The organism is Microvirga sp. P5_D2 (genome assembly GCF_054049475.1).
Map to the genome: position 1 here is coordinate 12,284 of NZ_JBFUMH010000043.1, position 24,839 is coordinate 37,122.

Genomic DNA, 24,839 nt, shown 5'->3' on the forward strand with positions numbered 1-24,839 from the left:
CAAACGGTGGCTGCGGCAGTCCGATAGGTTCCATCATGATCTCAGACCGGTCTCTGCTGAGCCATTAGCAACGTCCCTTCCATTCGGCACATAGGTGCTTCGACTCAATTGAACGCGCAAGACGGCGAGAAGTTGATCGAGGTCGACAGGTTTCGAGACATAATCCGTTGCACCCGCCTCAAGGCACTTCTCTCGATCACCCATCATGGCTTTCGCGGTAACGGCGATAAGGGGGATCTCATGGTAACGGGGATCGCTCCGGATCTCCCGCATCGTCTCGTACCCATCCATCTCCGGCATCATGATATCGACCAAGGCAATGTCGACATCCGGCGTTTCCTTCAGGCGATCGATCCCTTCCAAGCCATTCTCGGCGAAGATGACCGTCAATCCATATTGCTCGAGAGCGCTGGTCAGGGAGAAGATATTGCGCATGTCATCATCGATGATGAGCACCTTCTTCCCTTCGAGAGAGCCATCAGCTCTCGACTCGACGATGATCTGGTCGCCATCGGGAATCGCGCTGATCGAACGGTGAAGGAACAGGGCCGTGTCGTTGAGGAGCCGTTCCGACGAACCCTCTCCCTTTACGATCACCGTCGCCGCAATCTGCTCGAGCTTGCGCTCTTCGGACTTGCTCAGATCCTGGCCCGTATAAATGATGATCGGCAGATCCTCACCGCCCTTGGTCTTGCGGATGCGCTCGATGAGTTCAGCCCCCGGCAGGTCCGGCAGGCCCAGATCGACGACGGCGCAATCGAACTGCCGCGCCTGAATCGTTTCAAGCGCACCCTCAGCCGTTCCAACTGCCGTCACATCGACCTTCTCGCTCTTCATGAGTTCTGAAATGCTCATGCGTTGGTTGTCGTCGTCCTCAACCAAAATGAGCTTCTTAACCGGACGATCAATGAAGTCTTTCGTCTTATTGAGCGCTGTCATCAAGGCATCACGGTCAACCGGCTTCTCAAGGAAGCCGAAGGCACCGGCTTTGAGACCGCGCTTCTTCTGGTCATCGACCGAGATGACATGAATTGGAACATGCCGGGTTCTTGGATCGTGCTTCAACAGATCGAGCAACGCCCATCCATCCATATCGGGCAGGCCGATATCGAGTGTGATCGCGTGCGGCTTGTAGCGATGAGCCAACGCCAGCGCGGCTGCGCCATCCATGGCAATYAGGCCCTTGAAACCTTGCTCGCGGGCAAGCTCGAGCAGAACCGATGCGAACATCGCATCGTCCTCGACAATGAGGACAACCTTGTCCCCATTGACGATGGCATGCCTGTCATCGAGAGACGCGGAAAGCGCCATCGCGGCAGGCGGCTGCCGCAGAATGGCAGAAGGCGCTTCCTCCATTCCGGACGAATAGGCATTGCCGTTAGCGCGGGCGCTCAGTGTGGGCGACGGCACTCCGTAGCCGGCAGGCGGCTCGATGGGAAGGAAGAGCGTGAAGGTCGAACCCTGCTCCGGTATGCTCGATACAACGATCTCGCCACCGAGCAGCCGAGCGATCTCACGGCTGATGGACAGGCCGAGACCCGTGCCGCCATATTTCCGGCTCGTCGTGCCGTCGGCTTGCTGGAAGGCCTCGAAGATGATGCGCAGTTTGTCCTCAGGGATACCGATGCCGGTATCGGTGACCGAGATGGAAATCCACTGGCTGCCGGCACGCAGCGGTGAACCCTCTGCGGAACCGATCTGAAGGCTGACCCCACCCTTCTCCGTAAACTTGAAAGCGTTCGAGAGAAGATTGCGGAGAACCTGCTGGAGCCGCTTCGAATCCGTTCGAATGGCTGGCGGAAGCTTGCCATCGACATCTATATGGAAATCGAGCTTCCGATCCTCGGCAATCTGCCGGAATGTCCGCTCCACATGATTGACTAGGTCGCCGAAGCCGACATTGGTGACTTCGAGACTGACGGTGCCGGACTCGATTTTCGACAAGTCTAGAATGTCGTTGATCAAGGAAAGCAGATCGGATCCTGCAGCGTGGATCGTCTTGGCAAACTCCTTCTGCTTGTCCGTGAGATTGCCGTCCGGGTTCTCCGTGAGAAGCTTCGACAGAATCAGAAGCGAGTTGAGCGGTGTACGAAGCTCATGGCTCATGTTGGCTAGGAACTGCGACTTATAGCGTGAGGTCAGGGAAAGCTGTTCGGCTTTCTCCTCGAGAGCGGTCTTGGCAACCGAGACCTCGCGGTTCTTGTCCTCGACTTCCTGCTTCTGCAATTCGAGAAGCCGCGCCTTGTCCTCGAGCTCCTCATTGGTCTTTTGCAACGCTTCCTGTTGCTGGCGCAGGAGTTCCTCCGACTGGCGCAGGGTCGCAGCCTGCTGCTCCAGGCGGTCATTGGTATTCTTCAGCTCTTCCTGCTGGCTTTGAAGCTCGGTCGTCAGAAGTTGCGACTGCTTCAGCAGGCCTTCGGTGCGCATATTGGCGGCAATCGTATTGAGAACGATGCCGATGGACTCGGTCAATTGGTCGAGGAACGACTGATGCGCTTCGGAGAAACGGTTGAAGGAGGCAAGCTCGATTACCGCCTTTACCTCCTGCTCGAAGAGAACTGGCAGGACGATGATGTTCAGGGGTGGAGCCTCACCCAGGCCCGAGCTGATCTTGACGTAATCGCCGGGAGCGCTCGTGAGAAGAATACGCTTCTTCTCATGCGCAACCTGCCCGACCAAGCCTTCCTTCATGCGGAACCGATTGGCGAGCCGCTTCCGTTCGGTGAAGGCGTAGGAGGCAACCAGATCGAGAGCCGGCTCTTCGTCTTCTGCTGCATCGACCGTGTAGAACACACCGTGCTGTGCATTCACCAGCGGCGCAATCTCGGAAAGGATCATGTTCGAGACGGTTGTAAGATCCCGCTCACCCTGCAGCATGCGGGTAAACTTGGTGAGATTGGTCTTGAGCCAATCCTGCTCCGCATTCTTGAGCGTCGTGTCGCGCAAGTTGCGGATCATTTCATTGACGTTGTCCTTGAGGGACGCCAGCTCACCGGAGGCCTCCACCGAAATGGATCGCGTCAGATCGCCCTTCGTCACAGCCGTGGCCACGTCGGCGATAGCACGCACCTGCGTCGTCAGGTTTGCGGCCAGCTGGTTCACGTTATCCGTCAGATCTCGCCAGAGGCCCGCGGCGCCGGGCACCCTCGCCTGTCCACCCAGCTTTCCTTCGACACCCACCTCACGAGCGACGTTCGTCACCTGATCGGCAAAGGTCGCAAGCGTGTCGATCATCTCGTTGATCGTCTCGGCCAAGGCAGCAATCTCACCCTTGGCGTCGACGGTCAGCTTTCGCTTGAGGTCACCCTCCGCAACGGCCGTCACGACGCTGGCGATACCGCGCACCTGACCGGTGAGGTTGTTCGCCATCATATTCACATTGTCAGTCAGATCCTTCCACGTGCCGGCCACGCCGCGCACCTGAGCCTGGCCACCGAGTTTTCCCTCGATGCCCACTTCACGCGCCACGCGCGTCACTTCCGATGCGAAGGAATTCAGCTGATCGACCATGGTATTGATGGTCGATTTGAGTTCGAGGATTTCGCCACGGACATCGACGGTAATCTTCTTCGAAAGATCGCCATTTGCGACAGCGGTCGTGACTTCTGCAATGTTACGCACCTGACCGGTCAGGTTCGCCGCCATCATGTTCACGTTCTCAGTCAGGTCCTTCCAAACGCCGCCGACACCGCGCACCTGGGCCTGTCCACCGAGCTTGCCTTCCGTGCCCACTTCGCGCGCCACGCGGGTCACCTCGCCCGCAAACGAATTGAGCTKGTCGACCATGGTGTTGATGGTGTTCTTCAGCTCCAGAATTTCACCTTCAACGGCCACAGTGATCTTCTTTGAAAGGTCGCCCATGGCGACAGCGGTGGTCACCTCCGCGATGTTACGGACCTGTCCGGTGAGGTTCGCTGCCATCATATTGACGTTGTCCGTGAGATCCTTCCACGTTCCGGCCACGCCGCGCACCTGCGCTTGGCCGCCAAGTTTGCCCTCTGACCCCACTTCCTTCGCCACGCGGGTCACCTCGCCCGCAAACGAATTGAGCTGATCCACCATGGTGTTAATGGTGTTCTTGAGCTCTAAGATTTCGCCCTTCACATCGACGGTGATCTTTTTAGAGAGATCGCCCATGGCGACGGCGGTCGTGACTTCCGCGATGTTACGCACCTGACCGGTCAGGTTTGCGGCCATCAGATTCACGTTGTCCGTGAGGTCTTTCCAAGTTCCCGCGACACCTTCCACGCGCGCCTGACCACCGAGCTTTCCTTCGGAGCCCACCTCGCGGGCCACGCGGGTCACTTCCGAGGCAAAGGAGTTCAACTGGTCCACCATGGTGTTGATGGTGTTCTTCAGTTCAAGGATTTCGCCGCGCACCTCGACGGTGATCTTCTTGGAGAGATCGCCATTTGCGACTGCCGTTGTGACTTCGGCGATATTTCGCACCTGTCCCGTTAGGTTGGCCGCCATGAGGTTCACATTATCGGTGAGGTCCTTCCAAGTTCCGGCCACGCCGCGCACCTGGGCCTGACCACCAAGCTTGCCCTCGGAGCCCACCTCGCGGGCCACGCGCGTCACTTCCGAGGCGAAGGAATTGAGCTGATCCACCATCGTGTTGATGGTGTTCTTCAGCTCCGAGATTTCACCACGCACCTCCACAGTGATTTTCTTCGAAAGATCGCCATTTGCGACAGCCGTCGTGACTTCTGCAATGTTACGAACCTGACCGGTCAGGTTCGCCGCCATCATGTTCACGTTCTCGGTTAAGTCGCGCCAGACACCACCGACGCCTTCGACCTGCGCCTGCCCTCCGAGCTTGCCTTCTGAACCGACCTCCTTGGCGACACGCGTCACTTCCGATGCGAAGGAATTGAGCTGATCCACCATGGTGTTGATCGTAGATTTCAAGGCAAGAATCTCGCCTTTCACATCGACCGTGATTTTCTTGGAAAGATCACCCCGCGCGACGGCGGTCGTGACCTCTGCGATGTTACGCACCTGACCGGTCAGGTTCGCGGCCATCATGTTCACGTTCTCGGTGAGATCCTTCCAGACGCCGCCGACGCCGCGCACCTGGGCCTGTCCGCCGAGCTTGCCTTCCGTGCCCACTTCGCGCGCCACGCGSGTCACTTCGCCCGCGAAGSMGTTGAGCTGRTCSACCATCGTGTTGATGGTGTYCTTRAGCTCCAGRATTTCGCCGCGTACTTCTACGGTAATCTTCTTGGAGAGATCGCCCATGGCGACAGCCGTCGTGACCTCGGCAATGTTACGGACCTGACCGGTCAGGTTGGCCGCCATGAGATTCACGTTATCGGTGAGATCCTTCCAGGTGCCGGCGACACCCTTGACCTTGGCCTGCCCACCGAGCTTACCTTCGGAGCCCACCTCGCGCGCCACACGGGTGACTTCCGACGCGAAGCTACCGAGCTGGCCCACCATGGTGTTCACGACCTTGCCGATCCGCAAGAACTCGCCGCGCAAGGGGCGCCCTTCGGTTTCAAGCTCGATAGTCTGGCTGAGATCGCCCTTTGCCACGGCGCCGATCACGCGGGCCACTTCGATTGTCGGCTGCACAATGTCGCCGATCATGGAATTGACCGAGTCGACGCACTCGCTCCAGCATCCGGTTGCACCGGCAAGACGCCCGCGCTCGCCAATCCTGCCTTCCTTGCCGACGACCTTTGCCACGCGCTCCAGCTCACTGGCGAGCCCCTGGTTCAGGTCGGCGATATCGTTGAAGGCCTCTGCGATCTCGCCATCGATCCCGATCATGTCGGATGGCAGGCGGGCGGAGAAATCGCCTTTCCGGAAAGCACGCAGAACTTTAAGAAGCAGCTTGGGATCAAGCTGCGGAGCAGCGGTTTCGACTTGTGGCATGCAGCCCCCCATTACACATCCGGGCAACGGGCCCGGCACCCCTTTATGCAAGGGCATCCGGCGGGCGTTTTAAGGACCTCTGGACGGATGCCAACCATCCATAACGTAGGCTCGGATAGAAAGTTCCAAGGGGGAGTTAGCCTAAAATTTCCAATCGGAACGTGTAACGTTAGATTGGATCAAACGGGCGTCGCATGGCCATTTCAAGTCGTCAGATGGAGCTCGCGATCCCAAGGCGGATTGGCTCCGAACCGTTGTGCCAGAAAGTCGACGAAGGCCCTCACCTTCGCCGGGGGGTGTCTGTTCGAAGGATAGACGGCAAAGACACCGGGAAGCTCCAGAGACGGATGGTCGAGAGCGAGTGCAACGAGTCGCCCTGCTCGGAGTTCATCGCCGACGACGAATGTCGGCTCGTAAATAAGCCCCTGCCCGCCAACGGCTGCCGCAACCAGGGCATCGCCGTTGTTGACCATCAGATTGCCTTTGATCGACACCTTCACGCGGCCATCCGCTTCGAAGGACCATTCCTGTGGCCCCAAGGCCTTCGAGAGCGTGTAGCCCAGGCAATTATGAGCGGCGAGATCGGCAACCGTCTTCGGCATGCCTCGCTCGGCAAGGTAGCCGGGCGATCCGCACACGGCGAGGCGACATGGAGCGAGCCTGCGCGCGATCATCGTCGAATCCCGCAACCGACCGATCCGCACCGCCACGTCCCAGCCCTCCTCGATCAGATCGACGAAGCGGTCGTTCAAACCAAGATCGATGGTGACGGATGGATGCAGACGGGAGAATTCGGCAAGAAGGGGAGCGACCTCCCGGAAACCGAATGACACCGGAGCATTGACTCGCAAGACGCCGCGCACCTCCAGCCGGTCCGCCGAGGCTGCCGCTTCCGCCTCCTCGACCTCTGACAAAATCCGCTCGGCGCTTTCGAGATAGCGTCTGCCGGCCTCGGTCAAGGTCAGGCGCCTCGTGGTTCGGTGCAGCAGCTTGACGCCGAGGCGCTCCTCAATGGCACCGACATGCTTGGTGGCCATGGTCTGCGAAATGCCCAAGGCCCGCGCTGCGGCGGACAGACTGCCGAGAGCGGCAACGCGAACGAAGATCTGCATGCCGGTAATACGATCGAGCATAAACCTCACTCCTCAGGTGTGAAGTCTTATTCGATCCATCTGGATTATCAACTTGATAGGATAAGATATATGGCGAGGACTGAATGCCCAGTCGGTTCGTGATAATTTTCGAGAAAGCGGATCCATCCTCCGGTGGAAAACGAGGTTGAGCCAAGGGTCGAAGCCAAGAGGGTACTATGGAGCTTGGGGTCTACACTTTTGCTGAGAGAACACCCGATCCTGCAACAGGTCACTTGGTCAGCCCCGCACAACGCCTGCGGGATCTGGTGGAGGAGATCGAGCTTGCCGATCAGGTTGGCCTCGATGTCTTCGGGCTTGGCGAGCACCATCGTCTGGATTATGTGGTCTCCGCGCCGGCGGTCGTTCTTGCCGCCGCGGCCGAGCGTACCAAGACCATTCGGCTGACGAGCGCCGTAACCGTCCTCAGCTCCGACGATCCGGTCCGCGTCTTCCAGAGCTTCGCGACCGTCGATCTCCTGTCCAATGGACGAGCGGAAATCATGGCGGGGCGCGGGTCATTCATCGAGTCATTTCCACTCTTCGGATACGACCTCGATGATTATGACACCCTGTTTGCCGAGAAGCTCGATCTGCTGTTGAAGATCAGGGACGAGGAACGCGTCACTTGGTCAGGCCACCACAGGCCTGCTTTGCAGAACCAGGCCGTCTATCCCCGGTCGGTGCAAAATCCGCTGCCTGTTTGGATTGCGGTGGGTGGAACACCTCAATCGGTAGTGAGGGCTGGGACGCTCGGTCTTCCTCTTGCAGTCGCCATCATCGGCGGCGAGCCCGAGCGCTTCGCGCCGCTTGTGTCTCTTTATCGTGAGGCTGGCCGTCGCGCGGGGCATGATCCGTCCCGCCTCAAGGTCGGCATCAATACTCATGCCTATGTGGCTCCCGATTCCCAGCAGGCGGCGGACGAGTTCTTTCCACCTTATGCGCAGGTCATGTCGAAGCTCGGTCGCGAGCGCGGCTGGGGTCCGACGACCCGCGAGCATTTCGATGCGCTTCGCTCTCCGCGTGGCGCCCTTGCGGTCGGTGATCCCCAGGAAGTGATCGACAAGATCCTCTTCCAGTACGAGATCTTCAGCCATGACCGCTACCTTGCCCAGTTCAGCGTTGGCACCATGCCGCACGCTCAAATCATGCGCAGCATCGAGTTGTTCGGAACGAAGGTTGCGCCAGTCATTCGCAAGGAAATCGCCGATCGTAAAGCTGGCGATGCGGCACATCCGGCAGAGCCTCGATAGTCAGATGAGGGGATCGATTGAAGACTTCCCGCATTGAACAATTGCTACTAGCGGCGCGCATTTAAGATTCTTCTGAGGCCGGTATAGGCAGGAACAATTTTCACATATATATAGCAGCAATAGAATAATTTCACATAAGGAAACGTGAAATGGCTGCACGTGGTGCTTTGGATCTGATCGGTAGAACGCCTCTCGTCGAGGTGACGAGCCTGAATGTCGGTCCGTGCCGCCTTTTCCTGAAGCTTGAAAGCGCCAACCCCAGCGGCTCCATCAAGGACCGCCCTGCCCGCGCCATGATCGAAGCGGCCGAGGCGAATGGCAGTCTGAAGCCCGGTGGGACGATCGTGGAGGCAACCGCCGGAAACACCGGTGTTGGCCTTGCTCTCGTCGGCGCCAGCAAGGGATACCGCACGCTTCTCGTGGTGCCTGACAAGATGTCCAGGGAGAAGGTTCTCCACGCTAAGGCATTAGGTGCCGAGGTCGTGATTACCCGGTCCGACGTGGGCAAGGGACACCCCGACTATTATCAGGACCTGGCACTAGAGATCACGCGCAAGACGCCTGGGGCGGTCTACATCAACCAGTTCGAGAATCCGGCCAACCCCGCGGCCCATGAGGCGAGCACGGGCCCGGAAATCCTTGAGCAGATGGATAGCGACCTCGATGCTGTCGTCGTCGGTGTAGGCTCCGGTGGCACCCTCAGCGGGATCGGGCGCTATCTTAAAAAGGCGTCCCCCAAGACCGAGATGATCCTTGCCGATCCGGCAGGCTCCATTCTCGCGCCCCTTGTCGAGACGGGACAGATGACGGAGGCCGGCTCCTGGGCCGTCGAAGGCATCGGCGAGGATTTCGTGCCTCCGAACTGTGATCTCTCGCTCGTGAAGAAGGCTTATTCCGTCAGTGACAAGGAAAGCTTCGCGACCGCTCGCGATCTTCTTCGCAAGGAAGGCATCCTTGCCGGCTCCTCCTCCGGTACGCTGCTGGCCGCAGCTCTACGCTACTGCCGCGAGCAGACCGAGCCCAAGCGCGTCGTCACGCTCGTCTGCGATACGGGCGCCAAGTATCTGTCGAAGGTGTTCAATGACGCCTTTATCGCTCAGGAAGGTTGGCTCGACCGCAAGCCCACCGACCGCGCGCGCGATGTCGTCATCAACCCCTTCGGCGAAGGCGCCACGATCTTCGTTTCGCCCACCGAGACGCTGAAATCCGCCTTCGCGCGCATGCGCTCCTCCGACATTTCCCAATTGCCCGTCATCGAGGATGGCCGTGTCATCGGCTTGATCGATGAGAGCGACATCCTCAATGCCCTCGTCGCGAATGAGCATGAACCGCAATCGGTCTTCAACAAGCAGGTCCGCGAGGTGATGGTCACGCGTCTGCAAACGATCTCCGCCGATGCGCCAGTCACGGATCTTCTTCCGCTCTTCGCCGCCGGCCTCGTGCCGGTGATCATGGACGGCGACACCTTCGTCGGTCTCGCCACTCGCATCGATCTCATCAACTTCTTCCGGATCCAGGCTCAATGAACGCCCGTAACCAACTTGCCTTCGCAACCCGCTGCATTCATGCCGGCCAAGCACCTGATCCGACCACGGGCGCGGTGATGATGCCGATCTATGCCACATCCACCTTCGTTCAGGAAAGTCCCGGCGTGCATAAGGGCTTCGAATACGCCCGCTCGCAAAATCCAACCCGCATGGCCTTCGAGCGCTGCATCGCGGATCTCGAAGGCGGCACGGCGGCTTTCGCATTCTCCTCGGGGCTGGCTGCGAGCGCGACCGTGCTGGACATGCTGGATCAGGGATCGCACATCGTCGCCTCGGACGACCTCTATGGCGGCACCCGCCGGCTTTTCGAGCGCGTGCGCAAGCAATCGGCAGGCCTCGAGATCACCTATGTCGATCTCGGCGATACCAATGCTGTCAAAGCCGCCCTGCGGCCAAACACCCGGCTCGTCTGGGTCGAGACCCCGACCAATCCCCTTCTGAAGCTTGCCGACTTGGAAGCGATTGCGAACGCAACGCGCGGCCATGGGACCCTGCTTGTTGCCGACAACACCTTCGCCAGCCCCTGGGTGCAGCGCCCGCTGGAATTCGGCTTCGACATCGTCATCCATTCCACGACCAAGTACCTGAACGGCCACTCGGACATGGTCGGCGGTGTCGTCGTGGTGGGGCAGAAGCAGGATGTGCGGGAGAAGATCGGTTTTCTTCAGAACGCCGTCGGCTCGATCTCCGGCCCATTCGACAGCTTCCTCGCCCTGCGTGGGCTGAAAACCCTTTCGCTTCGCATGGAGCGGCACTGCACATCCGCCCTGAAGATCGCCGAGTTTCTAGAGTCTCATCCGCAGGTGGATAGCGTCATCTATCCCGGCCTCGCCTCTCATCCTCAGCATGAACTGGCAAAGCGCCAGATGCGCGGTTTCGGCGGCATCATCTCAGCCCGCATCAAAGGAGGCCTTGATGGCGCAACCCGCTTCCTGGAGCGCTGCCAGCTGTTCACCCTGGCGGAAAGCCTCGGCGGCGTCGAGAGCCTGATCGAACATCCTGCGATCATGACCCACGCGTCGGTACCAGCCCAGGTGCGTGCGGAGCTGGGCATCGATGATGGCTTGGTGCGGCTCTCCGTCGGCATCGAAGATGCCGACGATCTGATCCAGGACCTTCGTTCCGCCCTGGCCTGACATCCACCGCATCTTAATGAAAGGCTCCAGACTGGCTCTGGGCCTTCCAGGCTTAATGCAATTTCGATGTCATCCGCTTGATTGTCGCATCGAGCAAGGCGACGGCCATGTCTCTGCTGGCCGCGGCCAACACGGATATGCCCGTTTCACCTTTGGTTTCACTCGCCGTTTCTAAAACAGCATAATAAGCCAGGTCCCGTTTCGGGCCGCTCGCCTCCATTTTCAAGGCGCTGATTGCTTCGACGATGCCCGCATACTGCCCGGCATCGACGAGGTCGCGAGCTCTTCTCAAAAGACCAAGCACGCTAATCTGATTGTCCATCACAATAGCCCCGCTTCAGACCGGTTATGGTTATTTGGCCCGGCCAGTCATTCGAGAATGATGGAGTCGGCATACGTCGACAAGATCTTCGATMGTCAGAGGCGTGCGACATTTCGTGTTTCAACGTTGCGGCGGCACCTCTGGATTTGACAACCTAGAGCATTCCCCGGCGACCGCTCAGTCACATTGCTTGTGCTTGAGGCCGATCACAACTCACTGGAATCAGTTCCGGCAATTACACCTAAGCACAGGCCGCAGCGATGCACAGGCTCCGACACAGGCCTCCATGTCCCTCTGACACACGAAGGCAGGATCCGGTTTGACGAACTTGGAAGGTTCCGTGTGTCCATACCCCACAAACGAACTTCGAGGCCTCCCAGCCGCGTGCGCATACTCCAAAGAAGGATACTCCTCCGGCTTAACGCCTCCCAATGCACCGCCACATGCCGGCTAAGCTGAAGGCGGGAGGAAAAACGTTCTCCTCTTATAATATCGAAGGCGCCGACGCCGTGCCGGTCGCGTACTCTATAGCGGCGCCGAGGAAGGGCAGTTTTTCATCTAGACTATAGGCCTTGAGGCTACACTCATTTAGCTCTGCGAGGAGAAACTTGAGCATATCGATCCGGTTTTCTCAGTCGGACCGATCTATTCAGAGAATAATATTTATGAGCCGATTTGGCTGCTACTGAGTGGGTAGGAAAGAACCAGAATATTCGTAGCTACTACTTTAGCGAGCTGGTTTCCACGTTGACAGAAACATGCCCGATATTCAGGCTCACTGCAGAACAAGAAGGCACGGCCAGTGTCGAAACAAACAGGGCGGAAAGCATCTTTGGAGGCTAGTAATGGCCCTAGAAAGACTGGACTCTAAGCGGATCGCTTGCGCGAAACGCGCGTATACCACCCGCCGTGTACCTCCCCAAGTAATGTCAAGCTTAATCACCGATCCCGCGACGGCTCCAACATCTGGCGATTTGGTTCTGGCGCGTATCGATGAGTTGGGCAAACAACGGCGTATCGAATTGACCGATGGACGGCGTGCTCATCTCTTCCCTGGAGACGAAGTCGTCGTCTGCTTTGGAAATCGATATGCACCTGATCAGTATGAAGGGCTGATCGGAGAGGACTTAAGCAGCTGCGATCTCGTCGCCGCCGGCGGCATCGCATCATGCGAAGTCACGCGAAACGAGAAAATGATTCCGTCGACGCGAATTACACCAATCGGTCTCATCGCCGATGCCGATGGCAACCGCTTGAACCTCAAGAACTTCGCCGTAAACGCACCGGCTCCGACGAACCCGATCAAGGTCATTCTTTCCCTCGGAACCTCGATGAACGCCGGCAAAACCTTCACCTCGACGTCGCTGGTGAGAGGCTTCAAAGGATCGGGCTATCGGGTGGCCGCCATCAAAGCCACCGGAACCGGCTCCGGAAACGATCTTTGGATCGTGCGTGATGCAGGAGCCGATGTCGTTCTCGATTTCACGGATGGCGGGCTTGCGAGCACGTACCTGATCCCCCTCGACGACATCGTCGCCTCGACCCAGCGCTTGATCTACAGCGCAGCACAGCAAGGCTGTGAAGTCGCGGTTGTCGAAGTCGCCGACGGGTTGCAACACCTTGAAACCGCGGACGTCATCCAAGCGGAGGGACTCTGGGCTGATTGTGTCGGCGTCATATTCGCCGCCTATGATTCGATGGGCGCGAAATGCGGTGTCGATATGCTGAAGGCGGCCGGCCACAACGTGCTGGCCATCAGCGGCCGCCTGACGCAATCGCCCTTGATGATGCGTGAAACCCAGCGCTCGACAGGTCTTCCCGTTTATACACCATGGGAAATCCAGGATGGCGCAATCACGTCTCTGATCATGAACCCTGCTGGAACCGCCCCGCGAGCTGAAATCGATCCTCATCACATCGAGATTCTGCGCGGCGAAGACGTGATGCTCAATGGCCCGGCCAAGATCCAGGTACATGTGAACGAGGAAGCCTCGCCCTCGACAATGTTGAAAGCTGATGGTGAGAACAGTGCATGTGAACTGCTGAAGGCTCTCGTCGAGAAAGTCATGACGATAGAAATATCGAGCCTTTGTGGAGCTGGTGTACGAGAGCGCGGCCCGACCCGTGTCAACCGCCGCAACGGATACAGAAGACAGCATTGGGAAACGGGCGTCGGCCGGATCGAAGTCAGCGTTCCGCGAGTTCGAAAGGGCGGGTATCACCCCATCTTCCTTCGCAGCAACAGCGTATCGGCGGAAGAAATGATGCAGCTCGTGTCCCAGGCCGCCGAATGGGATGCGACACCGCTTGACCTGGAGCGACTGCTCGAGCGGCTTGGAGTGCCTCAGGTCTCCTCGGAAACGGTTTCCTATCTGAGTATCGAAGTGAAACAGAAAGCCCAGCAGATCGGCCTGCAAGCACTCCGCAGCAGCTCTCCTCTCATGGCCGGCAAGTTACGGGCGATCTCCAACAGGCGCTCCATCAAGGAAGAATATGGCGTGATGGCGGGCTACGGCGACGATCATGACGAGATGGACCCATTTGTCCGGATCGAAACAATGCCGATCGGACGTGCCCGTGGCACATCGGGCGTGGGCTAGGAAGAGCCCGGCACCCGGGAATGCGAGTGAGAGGCCGAGGCTGCGCAGGTGAGAACCTGTGCAGCTCACCGCGTTAAGAACGTACGACTGGATCTCATGATCGTGCCGCTGGCGCGAAGACGCCTGCGCCCAGATCGAAAATAAATGGGGCGAAGCAACCTACACCAAGAGGGTGCGTCAGTGTCGACACGAAACAGGATCATGAGAGCGATCGGCATTGTCCGCGGTCGTATCGTTCTGGCCTATTTAGCCCTACTGATCACTCTCGCCCTAGGCTTGAGCGCAGCGGTCAGCTACGCCCGCGAGCGCGATTCCGACAAGGTTGTCGCCAACCTCCGCGGGTATCAAATCACCGTCTATACCTATCACCCAACCGGATGCTCTGACCCGTCATTGCTCTTCGTTTTTCACGGCCTTAGTCGGAATGCAGCCTCGTATCGCAACTCCGCGCGCAAACTGGCGGACGAGAGGTGCATGATCGTCTTCGCTCCGCTTTTTGATAAGGACCGGTTCCCAAGCTGGCGTTATCAGAGAGGCGGCATCGTGTACGATCAACAGCTGCTGCCCCGCGAGCAGTGGACCACATCGATAGTCTCCGATCTCATCGCCTGGGCGAAGCAATCCGAGAGCCTCCCCAATGCGCCTTACTACTTGTTCGGTCATTCAGCTGGCGCCCAGTTCCTGTCGCGTGTCGCGGCCTTTCAGCCTCCGCTCGATGCATCGCGAATCGTGATTGCCAACCCATCCACCTACGTGCTGCCCACGACAAAGGAACCCGTGCCCTACGGATTGGGCGGGATGTACGACCCAGTGGAAGGAGAGAAGCGGTTGAAAGCCTACCTTGAGCTTCCGATCACGATCTACCTGGGCGAGGACGATACCGGTGACGAAGACCTCGCTCAGACTTCATCGGCGATGCGGCAAGGAGAGAACCGTCTGGAGCGCGGCGAACTGACATTTGAATCAGCAAAATCGCTTGCGCAGGCGAAAGGCTGGGACTTCCGTTGGAGCCTGGTAAGAGCTCCGGGCGTCGGGCACACCGCGCGTGGCATGCTTGGGACCGACAAGATGATAGAGGTCTTTGCCCTTAAGGAGCCGGAGATGGCAAACTAATCGGCAGGGAAAACTTGAAAAGAATGAATCTCATAACGTGAGCGGTGAGAAAACATCGAGCTGAGAGACCCTGCTGCATCCGCCCGCGCCCATAGCGAATTAAAGCAAGGCCCGCTAGGAAAAGCGCTCTCTCAGCGCTGAACTCATTACCACCTCGCCGGTGCGAATTTAAAATTCCAGTGCGTTGGGCATCACCTACAGGCTTCTGCAACTGATCATACAATCCGCTGGGCGGTTTCAGGCTAGGTATTGCTCACTCTAACACGAGTATTAATCGCTTCGGACTACATCACCAGCGCAGTGGAAATTCCCCGCTATGCCCAGCAAACTGATGTGAGTTGAAGCAGACCAACGATTGAACATATAAAGGTGATGCATGTCGGAGCTCCTGCTTGAGATCCAGGGCATTCTTCAGGGCGCCACGCAATTCTTCGCCGACATCCCATTCTGGTTGGCTGTCTTGGCCGTCATCTCGCCTACGCTTATTTCGATTTTGACCCGCAGCCCTTTCATCATTTCACTAACCGCCACCCTCAGCATCACATGTGTCCTTCTCAGCGCCCCACATAGTGCTGCAACGGCTCAACCGCTTACGATTTTGGCGTTCGGGGCGACTTTTCTCGTCGCGTGCATGGTCGTGAACCAGCGCCGTTATGCAATAGCCCTTACCGATATTCAGGGTCGCCTGAACCATATGGAGGAGATGCTGACGGAATCCTTTGCGAGAATCCAAGAGCGGGCCAACATTTTTGATCATGGGACGGAGGAAGCACGCCTAGCCTTCCATGAAGCCCAGGAATCATTCGCCCGGATACGTAAAGGATTCTTCCGTATACGAAGAGCTGTCGACGCTATACAGGCATCCCAGCAATCTCTTGAAAATGCGGTGTCGACGCTATCGTCTCGGCTCGATGAAGAAATATCCAGAAGCACGTCGGAGAAAGCTACGGAACCGAGTATGAAGGCCCTCCCCTTCGTTTTGCCGTCTACAGCCAGAAAATCACTCCCGGTAGAATGAACGCGTGTCTTCTCTCGGCCTATGCTGCATATGCATCAGGGTTGTGCACTGCACTTTCTCAAAATCTGCCGCCTCGAAGCCTAATTGACTTCAGCATGAAGTGGATGCTTACCCCGATTTAGTCTGAGATTTTGCAGCCCTCCTGTGGTTATCTTTGAAAGTGCCTTTCTAAGTATTTGTAGAGCTTGAGTTGGATCTACAGCAGGGCAATTCATGTAGCGAATACCATTGAGAGCATACCATGACGACGGGCCTCGTTTATATCTGGGAAGCCTCTGGTACGGAATTCACGGGCGGGAAGCTGCGGGCAGCTCCCATCGAGTTACCTCATTTGCGCCCTCCGGCGAAGCAGCAGGTCGGACTACGCGGTCGCTACGTCGACGTTTTCAATTTCCATGATGTCGGCGATGGGACAGCGCCCGATTTCGAGCGGACGTCGTCAAGAGCCGAACAAACGGAGCCGGGAGAATTCGTCGACTATATGTTCGAGCCATGTGCCGGCGGACTTGTTGGCGGCGTAGAAGAACGCTTGTCGGCCTCCCGCTTCGCAGAGGTGAATGCTTACTATCACATTTCTCTCATGGCTGAGCGGATAGATAACGTCCTACTTCAGCTTGGTGAGAAGGCTCTTCCGAAAATCCAGGCCATCGTCAACGCGCATGAGCCTGCACAGAATAAATCGAAAAAAAGTCGCCCCGGCAAAGCTGGCACAAATTCTCCGAAACCTGTTTCGGGCGTTGCTTACCGCTACCCGGTAAAAGGCCTTGATGATCCGAGCGGAATGTTGATCCCCCGCTATGGAGAGCTGCTGTTCGGACCGGGATCCACCTGGACGGACAAAGGCTGGCTGTCCCGCATTTCCGGCGGCACGTACTTGTGCAATCCTGCCCATATCGCCGGGTTCATATACCAGGGATATGGCCGCCATGTTGTGCGCCACATCGCAGACATTCATGCTGATGCCCTCTCCGCACCGCACACGGAACCGAGCCGAGGTGGGGCTCTCGAAGCTGCACTAACCTCGTACCTGGCGGCATCGATGCTTTCCACTCCCCATATCTGGTGCTGGCATCAGCATTATGGCCCTGAATATTCCGATGCAGAAAGCTTAGCGCACAACCTCCATATGAGCGATGTCGATGCGTTTATGACGCGTTCAGACGCATTCGCCACACGTGTTTTGTCGGGCTGTCTTTGGGACCTTCACAAAAAGCTCTCCGCCGATGGCATCGACTGTCTGAAATTGATCATCTCGGCTCTCTATAATCTGGGCCGGCTTACGAATCATCCCTTCAAGCCGGATGCTGCGCAAACCCGGCATATCCGGTCATCGGCCGAGAACTTTGCCTCTTGCCTGGTTCATGCCGCTCGCGAGAAATTCGATTTCCGCTGCGAACAGCTCGTGCTCGAAGTTTTAAAAAGCCGCGGGTTGAAATTCGAACCCTCCATTCTCGACCAGCTGATCGCGCCAGCGATTCCTGATGAGGCCATTCCTGAATCGGTCTCAGCGGAGGTCGAGTTCCATATCACCAGAATTAGAAGCCAGTTCGAAGATGCCATCATCCCGGAAGATGGTGATTTTGTAGATCCCGACGAACTTGCGCGCCACATCGCCAAGTCATCATCACCTTATGATGTCTCAGCGGTCGGCGATGTGATGCCGGGAATGCGGATGCGGCACCGAATTCGAAAATTCGGGGAGGATTATCCCTTCGCATGGGTAAAGCCGATCCTCGCCGGTTCGTCCGTCGTGACAGGGAACCTCGAAGGACCATTCTCCAAGGAATCCGAGAAGCTGGAGACAACCAGAAACTTCTCATACCAGGTCAATCCAAAACTGGTTTCCGTTATAAATCGCGGTGGGTTCAACGCCATGACGATCGCCAATAACCACATTCAGGATTGTGGTCGCGGCGGCGTCATTGAGACGATCGACGCACTGGATAAATACCATATCCAAGCATATGGCGGCGGGCGCAATGAAGGATCTGCGCATACTCCAGCAATTTGGGACGGTGTGAGAAACCGTATCGGCCTGCTCGGCTATTATTGGAACGGGAGAACTGCTGCACGAGGCGACCTGCCCGGCTCTGCTCGGGACCTATCACATCTCGTTCAACGTGACATGGCATTGCTGCGCCCCTTGGTCGATCGCATCGTCGTGATGGTGCACTGGGGCATCCCTTACGAACGCTCTCCCTTGGAGGAGGACCGCGCGAAAGCACGTCGCTTTATCGACCTTGGTGCCGACGCAGTGATCGGACATCACCCTCACATTCTGCAGCCGATAGAGATCTATAAGGGGCGGCCTATACTATACAGTGTCGGCAACTTCGCTTTCGGATCTGGGAACAGCAAGGCCGAGTCGATCCTGCCCTGCCTTCGCTTCCATCAATCAGGCATCGAGATGGATGTCTTTCCCATCTATGTCCAGAACAGAGACCCAAGGCTCAATTATCAGCCGAAGGTGATTGGCGGCACATCCGGGAGAGCGACAATAGACCGCTTACTTTCCATGTCGCCAAATCTGGAGTGTAAGATCGAGAGACAAGACTATTGCCTCCGCTTGTCTATCAGCGATGAAATAGTCGAATGATGTCGGCTGTTACACCAAATAGTTTTATGGAGGCAGGTCCAGGCTCTTGGCTTAGAGACACTCTAAATGGCAACCTCCCTTCAGTGATCCAGGTTATTGAACTCAAGAGCCTATCATGAATGAGCCCATCCTCTGGACTGCGGAAGAAGTTCAACGTGTCACCGGCGGAAGCTGGCTCGATGGGATCCCTCATAGCATGGGATATCGACGATGCACGTTTCCAACGAAGTATCTCGATTCTGATTGCATCGTTCTTCACGTGCATGGAGCTGGATGGCCAGAGAAATGCATTGTCGGCTCTCATCAAGAAGGTATGACTTCCGACGACCTGATACGTCGCATTGAGAATTATTCAAACACGCTGGTCATCACGTCTCAGAAGCCGACGATGCCAACCAATACTCCGGTTCTCGTCGTCCGCTCAACATACGACGCCCTATTCTCTTTGGCAGCGTACCAGCGCGCCCGCTATGAAGGGCGCATCATCGGCATCACGGGAACTGCCGGTAAGAGTTCGACGCGCGACTTCCTTGCTGCCCTTCTCAGGACGAAAGGACCCACATTCGCTTCTTTCGGCAATTGGAACGCCATTGAAGGGAACGCCCTTTCTCTCGCTAACCTTCCACCCAAGGGTGAACTGGCCGTTATCGAAATCAGCGCCGGAGCGATCGATGGCCTGCGCAGGCGCAACGCATTGGAAATGGTTCGTCACCATGATGCGATCATCACATCTATTGGAGTGAATCTCACATCGAAGACCCCGACGGCCAAATACGTCGCCGAAATCAAGTCGATGCTGTTTTCATCTCTTCCTGCCGATGGCTGCGCTTATTTTAGCTCGGCGGTACAGGAAATTGAGACTTTGATCGCAGCGGCAGGAGATCATAAACGACGTATTGTTGGAGCCCCCGACGAAAGCAGCGTATCTGTTGAGATCGTTGGCGAGGAGCTCGGCAAAACGCATCTGCGTATTTCATTCCTTGATTATACTGCGGAAGTATCAACGAACATCATCGGATCAGGCCAGTTAAGCAACCTGGCCCTTGCATTGCAATGTGCGATCGATCTTGGCGCGGATCCAAGAAAACTGGTGGAGAAAGTTTCTGAGATCACGCTCACAAAACGCAAAATGGAAGTGAAGAAGTACACGATAGACGACAAGAGAGTTCACCTCCTGAACGACTGCCACAACGCGACCCTTGTGTCATTCTCAAGTGCATTGAACTACTTGAGCCGAGTCTCACGCGGTTTCAGAAACCAGATCTTCGTGATCGGAAAGATCGTTCATATTGAAGGCTGGGAAAAGCACGTTTACGAAACGCTTTCTCGTGAGCTGAAACGGTGCGAACCGAAGACCATCATTCTCTTCGCAGATGGCCTCGATCCACTTGAGCGCGAGCTAAGATCGTTGAATGTAGATGTCTTGAGAGCGAGCGACGCAAAACAGGCTCTGAAGCTGATCAGAAAAAATATCACAGACCAAACACTGATTTTCCTGAAGGGTTCTCACCGCGGCACAGAGATGCGGGAAYTAGGCGATTCCCTTCAGAAGCATCTGAGAAACCGCAGCGCTGAATATGCGGCCATCAATGCTTGATTTTTCCAACTATGCGATTCAGCGCTTCAATATGGGCCCTAAAATACGCGAGCTTGCAGGCGTTTCGGCGGCGTCGTCCTCATGCCGGGACACGGTAATCCGTATTTGGTAACGTCACACGCTCTAGCAAGCGTCGTTCGCGAGGATATATGATTTTATTCTGGCTCAACCGTTCACAACAGGTCCGCAAATGGAGCAAGTCACCGATTTCCGAGTTGTAGAGGCGGAAGCCTTACGCCTCATGGACGCATGGTTTCCGTCGTATCGGCAGGTCGGCCGAAACATGACGTCCAGCAAGCTGATCAACTTTTTCCGTGACCATAACAAATTTTACAACATCGGACCGAATGCCACACGCCGCATCTTCGATGATAAGCTGCTTTTTTCCTCATTCCTGGCTGGCATCGGCATCAGCACGCCTGTTTCGCGATGGATCGTCTCCAACGATATCGCCTTCAACTCTTCAGGACAGCGGATCCCTACAAGTGCGTTGATTCCCCTGCTGAACAGCGGCACCTGGTTTATCAAACGTCGCTCGGGAAGTGGCGGACGCGGTGCGCTCATGCTCAACCAGGGCACCGTCATTAAGGCTGACGGCTCTATCGATTCGATGAGCGAGACCGCCCTTCTGGACCATCTCAAGGACGACAAGGGCTTCCTGGTACAGGAGATTGTCGTTCAATCCGACGATTATGCCGTCTTCTCCCCGTCGTCGCTCAATACCGTGCGCTGCCTTACCTTTCTTAGGCCATCCGGAGAGCCGGAGGTGGCGGCCGTCAGCCTGCGCATGGGCGACGGCCGTTCAGTTGTCGACAATGATGGAATTTATTGCGGCGTCGATCTGAAAACCCATTGCCTGCTCGGCCCCGGTCTCACCGATGACGATGACGGCTGGGCGGTACAGGTTTTCGAAAGGCATCCCGTCAGCAATGTGCTTTTGCCCGGCTATAAGTTGAATCGTCTCGACGAGATTTTTGCGACCTGCAAATTGGCACATAAAGCTCTCGGTGGCCCCATGACGATCGGTTGGGATGTCGCGATGACCGATGCCGGCCCTTGCATTATGGAGGGCAATTTGCGCTGGGGAGCGGCGCTACATTCGCTGGTCGACCCAGAGGTAAAAGAACGGCTTTGGCTGCTCTTCCTTCGGGATTGCAAACTTTCAGGAACGGGTTTTCCCACCAACCTGTCGCACAACAAGCGAGATAGTCTTGCTACCGTTGTCTTCCGGGTCAGAGGCAAGGTTCAAGGCGTCGGCTATCGAAAATGGGCCGAAAGCCTCGCGGAGGAAAAAGGCCTGTACGGACAAGCAAGGAATCGAGCGAACGGAGATGTCGAGATCACACTCACAGGCCCCTTGCGCTCGCTCGAATTCACAATCCTGGCAGCGGCAGATGGTCCACGCAATGCAGACGTGTCCGAGATCGAGATCGTTCGCGTCATACCTATTCATCAGGCTAAGAGCGGCGCATCCGGGCCAGCTTTAAAAAACTCCTCTAAAGTCAAAGTGCGGTCTCGCGAAGAAGCCCCCACTGGCAGCGTTGAGGCAGTAACCTGATCGGCTAGCATCGATCGCTAGTGAGCCGATTCGCCTTTCGCTTACACGAACAAAGGCGGCTCCGGTGTTGACCGGAGCCGCCTTTGTTCAGCAATTCATAGGCTTAGAGCCTGGGTCTGTTCATGATCGCGACGAACATGTTCGCCGTCGAACTCGTCACGGCTGCTTAGAGAATGAAGTCGGCAGCAGTGAAGTTGTGAAGACCCTTGATCTCGAGCCGGAACTCATAGCCGGTGTCGTGATCCGTGTTGCCATAGATGTGCGTTTCATTGAGCGCAGCATCCTTACGGATACGGATCTCGGCGCCGCCCGTGGTGAAAGCCGTAGAAGCTGATTCACCGAGGAACTTGAAAGTCTGGTTCCCGGACTTGAGGGTATCGGCGTCGATCGTCGAGAAGTCGAACTTATCGCCCTTGACATAATCCGTGACAGTGTTGGCCTTGTTGGCCTCCGACACGGTGTTGAAGTCGAAGGTCTTTCCCGTCGGAACCGGGGTCGGAGTAGGAGTCGGAGTAGGAGTCGGAGTGGGCGACGGGTCCGAACCTGGCGCCTGCTCCGTGATCTTGATGGCGTCACGCAAAGCCGTGGACTGGAGCATGCCGCCGGCCGTGTGACCGACGCCGGGAGCCTTCACGAGCTCCCAGTTGAACTCCCAGCCCTTGGACGCGGCCATATTCTTGGCAGCTTCATAGGCATTCAGACCTCGCTCGAGGCGGTTGTCACCCTGACGCATGGCAGAAGCGCTGGTCGACAGGTCGGCGTCGTCCGTGTTGTCGTCTTCCGCACCAAGATAGATCGTGATCGGATCAGCGAGATAATCCTTGAGCATGGCCTCGGATTGGGATGCCGAGAAATATCCGCCGCCAAAGCCATAAGTGGCCTTTTCGGTGAGGCTCGGCCAGACATAGGTTGAGGGATTGGCAACGATCATCTTGTCGAAGGTGCTGTCGTCTCCATACGCTGCGATGCGGCTGAGGAACTGGCCGCCGGCCGAGTGGCCGAACAGGACCATGTCATCGCTGTTGTCGGTGCCGACTTTAGCGTTCGCCCACTCAGCGATGTCATTGACGATGGAAACGGTCCAATCGTCTGAGTTCGAGACGAACTTTCCAGCATCGAGGATCCCGCCACGCTGATATGCGTCGCTGTCGAATCGAGCTTCGTCGAAGAGAGGAGCGACGACATAATAGCCCTTCTCTTCAGCGATCTTGATAGCCGCATCACGGGCGCCGCTCGCGCCACGGCTGCTGCCATGGAAGTTGAGCATAACGCCTTTGATTTCGCCGGAAGGACGATAGGTGAAGACGTCGAGCGACGTACCGCCGAAGTTGACAGTTTGGGTCTGCTTGCCCACGGGAGCAGCAGTTACATTCAGTGCCATGATTTTTGCCCCAAATAACGCTCAGCCTCTTGTTGCGAGACTTTTGAGCGATGCTTGAAAATTAAGAAAATTAACTTGGTAAGTAAGTCTTAGGTTACGCAAAAATACTCAGTTAAAAATCGGCAACGACGAGTGGAACCGCCTTGCAGTATTCAGCTGCTGAAGCTAAAAGCTCGAGCCGCTCGAAAGGCTTTTTACCTCTGAATAAGGCCAAATCGTGGCGTCAGGGGATTTTGAGATACCTCCAAAGAGACAAATTAAATTCTCAACCTGAATTTGTTTTGCCAATTTCTCGCAAATCTTCAATATTAAAAGATCTTGCTCCTATAAATTACTATAATTCCTAGGAGCTTCGCGCAAATTAGCAGGCCAGATCGAAACGGCTTCTCTCTGCTGGAAATATCAGATGGGAACGCGAGGAATAGGCGCGCCTGAAGCCTTCAGCGCTGAAACTATTCTCGGACCAGACCCCTACTTATGCTGCGCGAGATCGGCGTGATAAAATATTCCCAGGGGGTTCGAGACCCTGTGCGGATCGCCACATCGGCACTCATCCCAGGCTGCAGCGTCACAGTCTTGAGCCCAGGCGAATCTGAACTTAGTTCGACGCGGGCCTGGTAATACGAGAAGCCCGTCTTGGGATCGACGAAACGATCTGCCGAGATTGTATGAAGATATCCTTCGATAGCTGTGCGGCTGCGACGATTGACAGCCCACAGCCCGATATTGGCCGGAAGACCAGGCCTGACCTGATCGATATCCAAAGCATCGATTGATGCCTGAATGATCAGTTTGTCGTTACTCGGTACAACATCAAGAAGTGGTTGTCCGGCCGTTACAACACCGCCTTGGGTGTGAACCTTGATACCAACGACGGTTCCATCAATGGGTGAACGGATTTCCGTCCGACGCAAGATATCCTCTGCAGCCGACAATTTCTGGGACATCTCGTAAGCGGTCGATGTCGCCTCCTCGAGCCCTTTGACCACTTCGGTCGCTGAGGCTGCTTTCAATTCTGCACTTCGCAGAAGCGCCTCCTCGATACGCTGACGAGCGACGCCGACCGATGCTCGGTAGCTCCCGATTGCTCCGTCGATCTCGGCTCTCTCGCGTTGCAGAGCCAGAACGCGCGGTTTGTTAGTGAGCCCCTTTTCCAAAAGGCTTTGAGCGGCAACCAACTCCTCATCGATCAACGAGAGTTTCTTTTTCGAGGCCGTGATCTGCCCCTCCAATCCGGTTATCTCAATCACCAAGCCCGAAACTGTGCGCTCTAGGATGGAAAGCCGCTGCTGAATGAGCGCCCGACGGCTTTCAAAGATGCTCTTCTGACCGAGAACAGCATCGCGAACCGCGGGTTCCGTCATCTTCGAATCGAGATCAGTTGGGAGGGCTATCTCCTCAAGACCGTCGCGCTCAGCCGTCAATCGAGCCTGAGCCGCTCGGGCCMCATAGTACTGCGATCGGACTTCATTCAAAGTCGATGTCGGCAGCGTACTTTGCAGCTTGATTAAAATATCGCCAGCCTGAACATGCTGACCTTCACGCACAAGAATGTTCTCGACGATCCCACCTTCTAGGTGCTGCACGGTCTTGGTGTTCGTATCGACGGCAACGATTCCCGTCGCGATCACAGCGCTATCAATCGGAGCAAGATAAAGCCAGGCTGCTAGAAGCCCGACCAATCCCGCAATAATGGAAGTGCCTGTGA

Annotated in this window: 14 protein-coding genes; 9 read left to right on the forward strand and 5 right to left on the reverse strand. The window is 56.7% G+C overall.

Annotation, left to right across the window (positions count from 1 at the left end; genetic code table 11):
• Positions 1–33: 33 nt before the first annotated feature.
• Together ACXJKO_RS13580 and ACXJKO_RS13585 are read right to left on the reverse strand one after the other, a co-directional pair.
• Positions 34–5,880 carry a HAMP domain-containing protein gene (locus ACXJKO_RS13580; protein ID WP_457091617.1) on the reverse strand — a complete coding sequence of 1,949 codons (5,847 nt, stop codon included), beginning with the start codon at positions 5,878–5,880 and terminating at the stop codon, positions 34–36.
• A 203-nt stretch (positions 5,881–6,083) separates the two neighbouring features.
• Positions 6,084–7,013 (reverse strand): LysR family transcriptional regulator, encoded by a 930-nt coding sequence (locus ACXJKO_RS13585; protein ID WP_457091618.1) that lies wholly within the window; start codon positions 7,011–7,013, stop codon positions 6,084–6,086.
• Between the two features lie 176 nt (positions 7,014–7,189).
• On the opposite strand from ACXJKO_RS13585, the gene ACXJKO_RS13590 reads away from it, so the two are divergent.
• The 3 genes from ACXJKO_RS13590 (at position 7,190) to ACXJKO_RS13600 (ending at position 10,946) form a co-directional block, all read left to right on the forward strand.
• Positions 7,190–8,263, forward strand: a complete 1,074-nt coding sequence (locus tag ACXJKO_RS13590) for an LLM class flavin-dependent oxidoreductase (protein WP_457091619.1) — start codon at positions 7,190–7,192, stop codon at positions 8,261–8,263.
• 149 nt (positions 8,264–8,412) lie between these two features.
• On the forward strand, positions 8,413–9,789 hold the full coding sequence (locus tag ACXJKO_RS13595) for a pyridoxal-phosphate dependent enzyme (RefSeq protein WP_457091620.1): 1,377 nt from the start codon (positions 8,413–8,415) through the stop codon (positions 9,787–9,789).
• Positions 9,786–10,946, forward strand: coding sequence for a cystathionine gamma-synthase (locus ACXJKO_RS13600; RefSeq protein ID WP_457091621.1), 1,161 nt, complete (start codon positions 9,786–9,788; stop codon positions 10,944–10,946). Before ACXJKO_RS13595 ends, ACXJKO_RS13600 begins: the two co-directional genes overlap by 4 nt.
• 52 nt (positions 10,947–10,998) lie before the next feature.
• On the opposite strand, the gene ACXJKO_RS13605 is transcribed toward ACXJKO_RS13600, so the two are convergent.
• On the reverse strand, positions 10,999–11,268 hold the full coding sequence (locus ACXJKO_RS13605) for a hypothetical protein (protein ID WP_457091622.1): 270 nt from the start codon (positions 11,266–11,268) through the stop codon (positions 10,999–11,001).
• Between the two features lie 845 nt (positions 11,269–12,113).
• On the opposite strand from ACXJKO_RS13605, the gene ACXJKO_RS13610 reads away from it, so the two are divergent.
• The 6 genes from ACXJKO_RS13610 to ACXJKO_RS13635 all read left to right on the forward strand — a co-directional run bounded on the left by ACXJKO_RS13610 (position 12,114) and on the right by ACXJKO_RS13635 (position 21,750).
• Positions 12,114–13,868 (forward strand): transposase, encoded by a 1,755-nt coding sequence (locus tag ACXJKO_RS13610; RefSeq protein WP_457091623.1) that lies wholly within the window; start codon positions 12,114–12,116, stop codon positions 13,866–13,868.
• A gap of 201 nt (positions 13,869–14,069) precedes the next feature.
• Positions 14,070–14,981, forward strand: a complete 912-nt coding sequence (locus ACXJKO_RS13615) for an alpha/beta hydrolase (RefSeq protein ID WP_457091624.1) — start codon at positions 14,070–14,072, stop codon at positions 14,979–14,981.
• Positions 14,982–15,357: 376 nt separating this feature from the next.
• On the forward strand, positions 15,358–15,999 hold the full coding sequence (locus tag ACXJKO_RS13620; protein ID WP_457091625.1) for a hypothetical protein: 642 nt from the start codon (positions 15,358–15,360) through the stop codon (positions 15,997–15,999).
• Positions 16,000–16,240: 241 nt separating this feature from the next.
• On the forward strand, positions 16,241–18,595 hold the full coding sequence (locus ACXJKO_RS13625) for a CapA family protein (RefSeq protein WP_457091626.1): 2,355 nt from the start codon (positions 16,241–16,243) through the stop codon (positions 18,593–18,595).
• A gap of 115 nt (positions 18,596–18,710) precedes the next feature.
• Positions 18,711–20,192, forward strand: a complete 1,482-nt coding sequence (locus ACXJKO_RS13630) for a Mur ligase family protein (protein ID WP_457091627.1) — start codon at positions 18,711–18,713, stop codon at positions 20,190–20,192.
• A 190-nt stretch (positions 20,193–20,382) separates the two neighbouring features.
• The gene (locus ACXJKO_RS13635; RefSeq protein WP_457091628.1) at positions 20,383–21,750 is read left to right on the forward strand and encodes a sugar-transfer associated ATP-grasp domain-containing protein; all 1,368 of its coding nucleotides are present in this window, start codon (positions 20,383–20,385) and stop codon (positions 21,748–21,750) included.
• 166 nt (positions 21,751–21,916) lie between these two features.
• Here the strand turns inward: ACXJKO_RS13635 and ACXJKO_RS13640 are convergent, their stop codons facing one another.
• Together ACXJKO_RS13640 and ACXJKO_RS13645 are read right to left on the reverse strand one after the other, a co-directional pair.
• Positions 21,917–23,131 carry a M10 family metallopeptidase C-terminal domain-containing protein gene (locus tag ACXJKO_RS13640; protein WP_457091629.1) on the reverse strand — a complete coding sequence of 405 codons (1,215 nt, stop codon included), beginning with the start codon at positions 23,129–23,131 and terminating at the stop codon, positions 21,917–21,919.
• Between the two features lie 452 nt (positions 23,132–23,583).
• Positions 23,584–24,839: HlyD family type I secretion periplasmic adaptor subunit (locus ACXJKO_RS13645; RefSeq protein WP_457091630.1), on the reverse strand; the 1,256-nt coding region annotated here is incomplete at its 5' end.

Coding starts and splice junctions, on each gene's coding strand:
- ACXJKO_RS13585 (WP_457091618.1), bottom strand. CDS start 7,013: ATGCTCGATCGTATTACCGGCATGCAGATCTTCGTTCGCGTTGCCGCT.
- ACXJKO_RS13590 (WP_457091619.1), top strand. CDS start 7,190: ATGGAGCTTGGGGTCTACACTTTTGCTGAGAGAACACCCGATCCTGCA.
- ACXJKO_RS13595 (WP_457091620.1), top strand. CDS start 8,413: ATGGCTGCACGTGGTGCTTTGGATCTGATCGGTAGAACGCCTCTCGTC.
- ACXJKO_RS13600 (WP_457091621.1), top strand. CDS start 9,786: ATGAACGCCCGTAACCAACTTGCCTTCGCAACCCGCTGCATTCATGCC.
- ACXJKO_RS13605 (WP_457091622.1), bottom strand. CDS start 11,268: ATGGACAATCAGATTAGCGTGCTTGGTCTTTTGAGAAGAGCTCGCGAC.
- ACXJKO_RS13610 (WP_457091623.1), top strand. CDS start 12,114: ATGGCCCTAGAAAGACTGGACTCTAAGCGGATCGCTTGCGCGAAACGC.
- ACXJKO_RS13615 (WP_457091624.1), top strand. CDS start 14,070: ATGAGAGCGATCGGCATTGTCCGCGGTCGTATCGTTCTGGCCTATTTA.
- ACXJKO_RS13620 (WP_457091625.1), top strand. CDS start 15,358: ATGTCGGAGCTCCTGCTTGAGATCCAGGGCATTCTTCAGGGCGCCACG.
- ACXJKO_RS13625 (WP_457091626.1), top strand. CDS start 16,241: ATGACGACGGGCCTCGTTTATATCTGGGAAGCCTCTGGTACGGAATTC.
- ACXJKO_RS13635 (WP_457091628.1), top strand. CDS start 20,383: ATGGAGCAAGTCACCGATTTCCGAGTTGTAGAGGCGGAAGCCTTACGC.
- ACXJKO_RS13640 (WP_457091629.1), bottom strand. CDS start 23,131: ATGGCACTGAATGTAACTGCTGCTCCCGTGGGCAAGCAGACCCAAACT.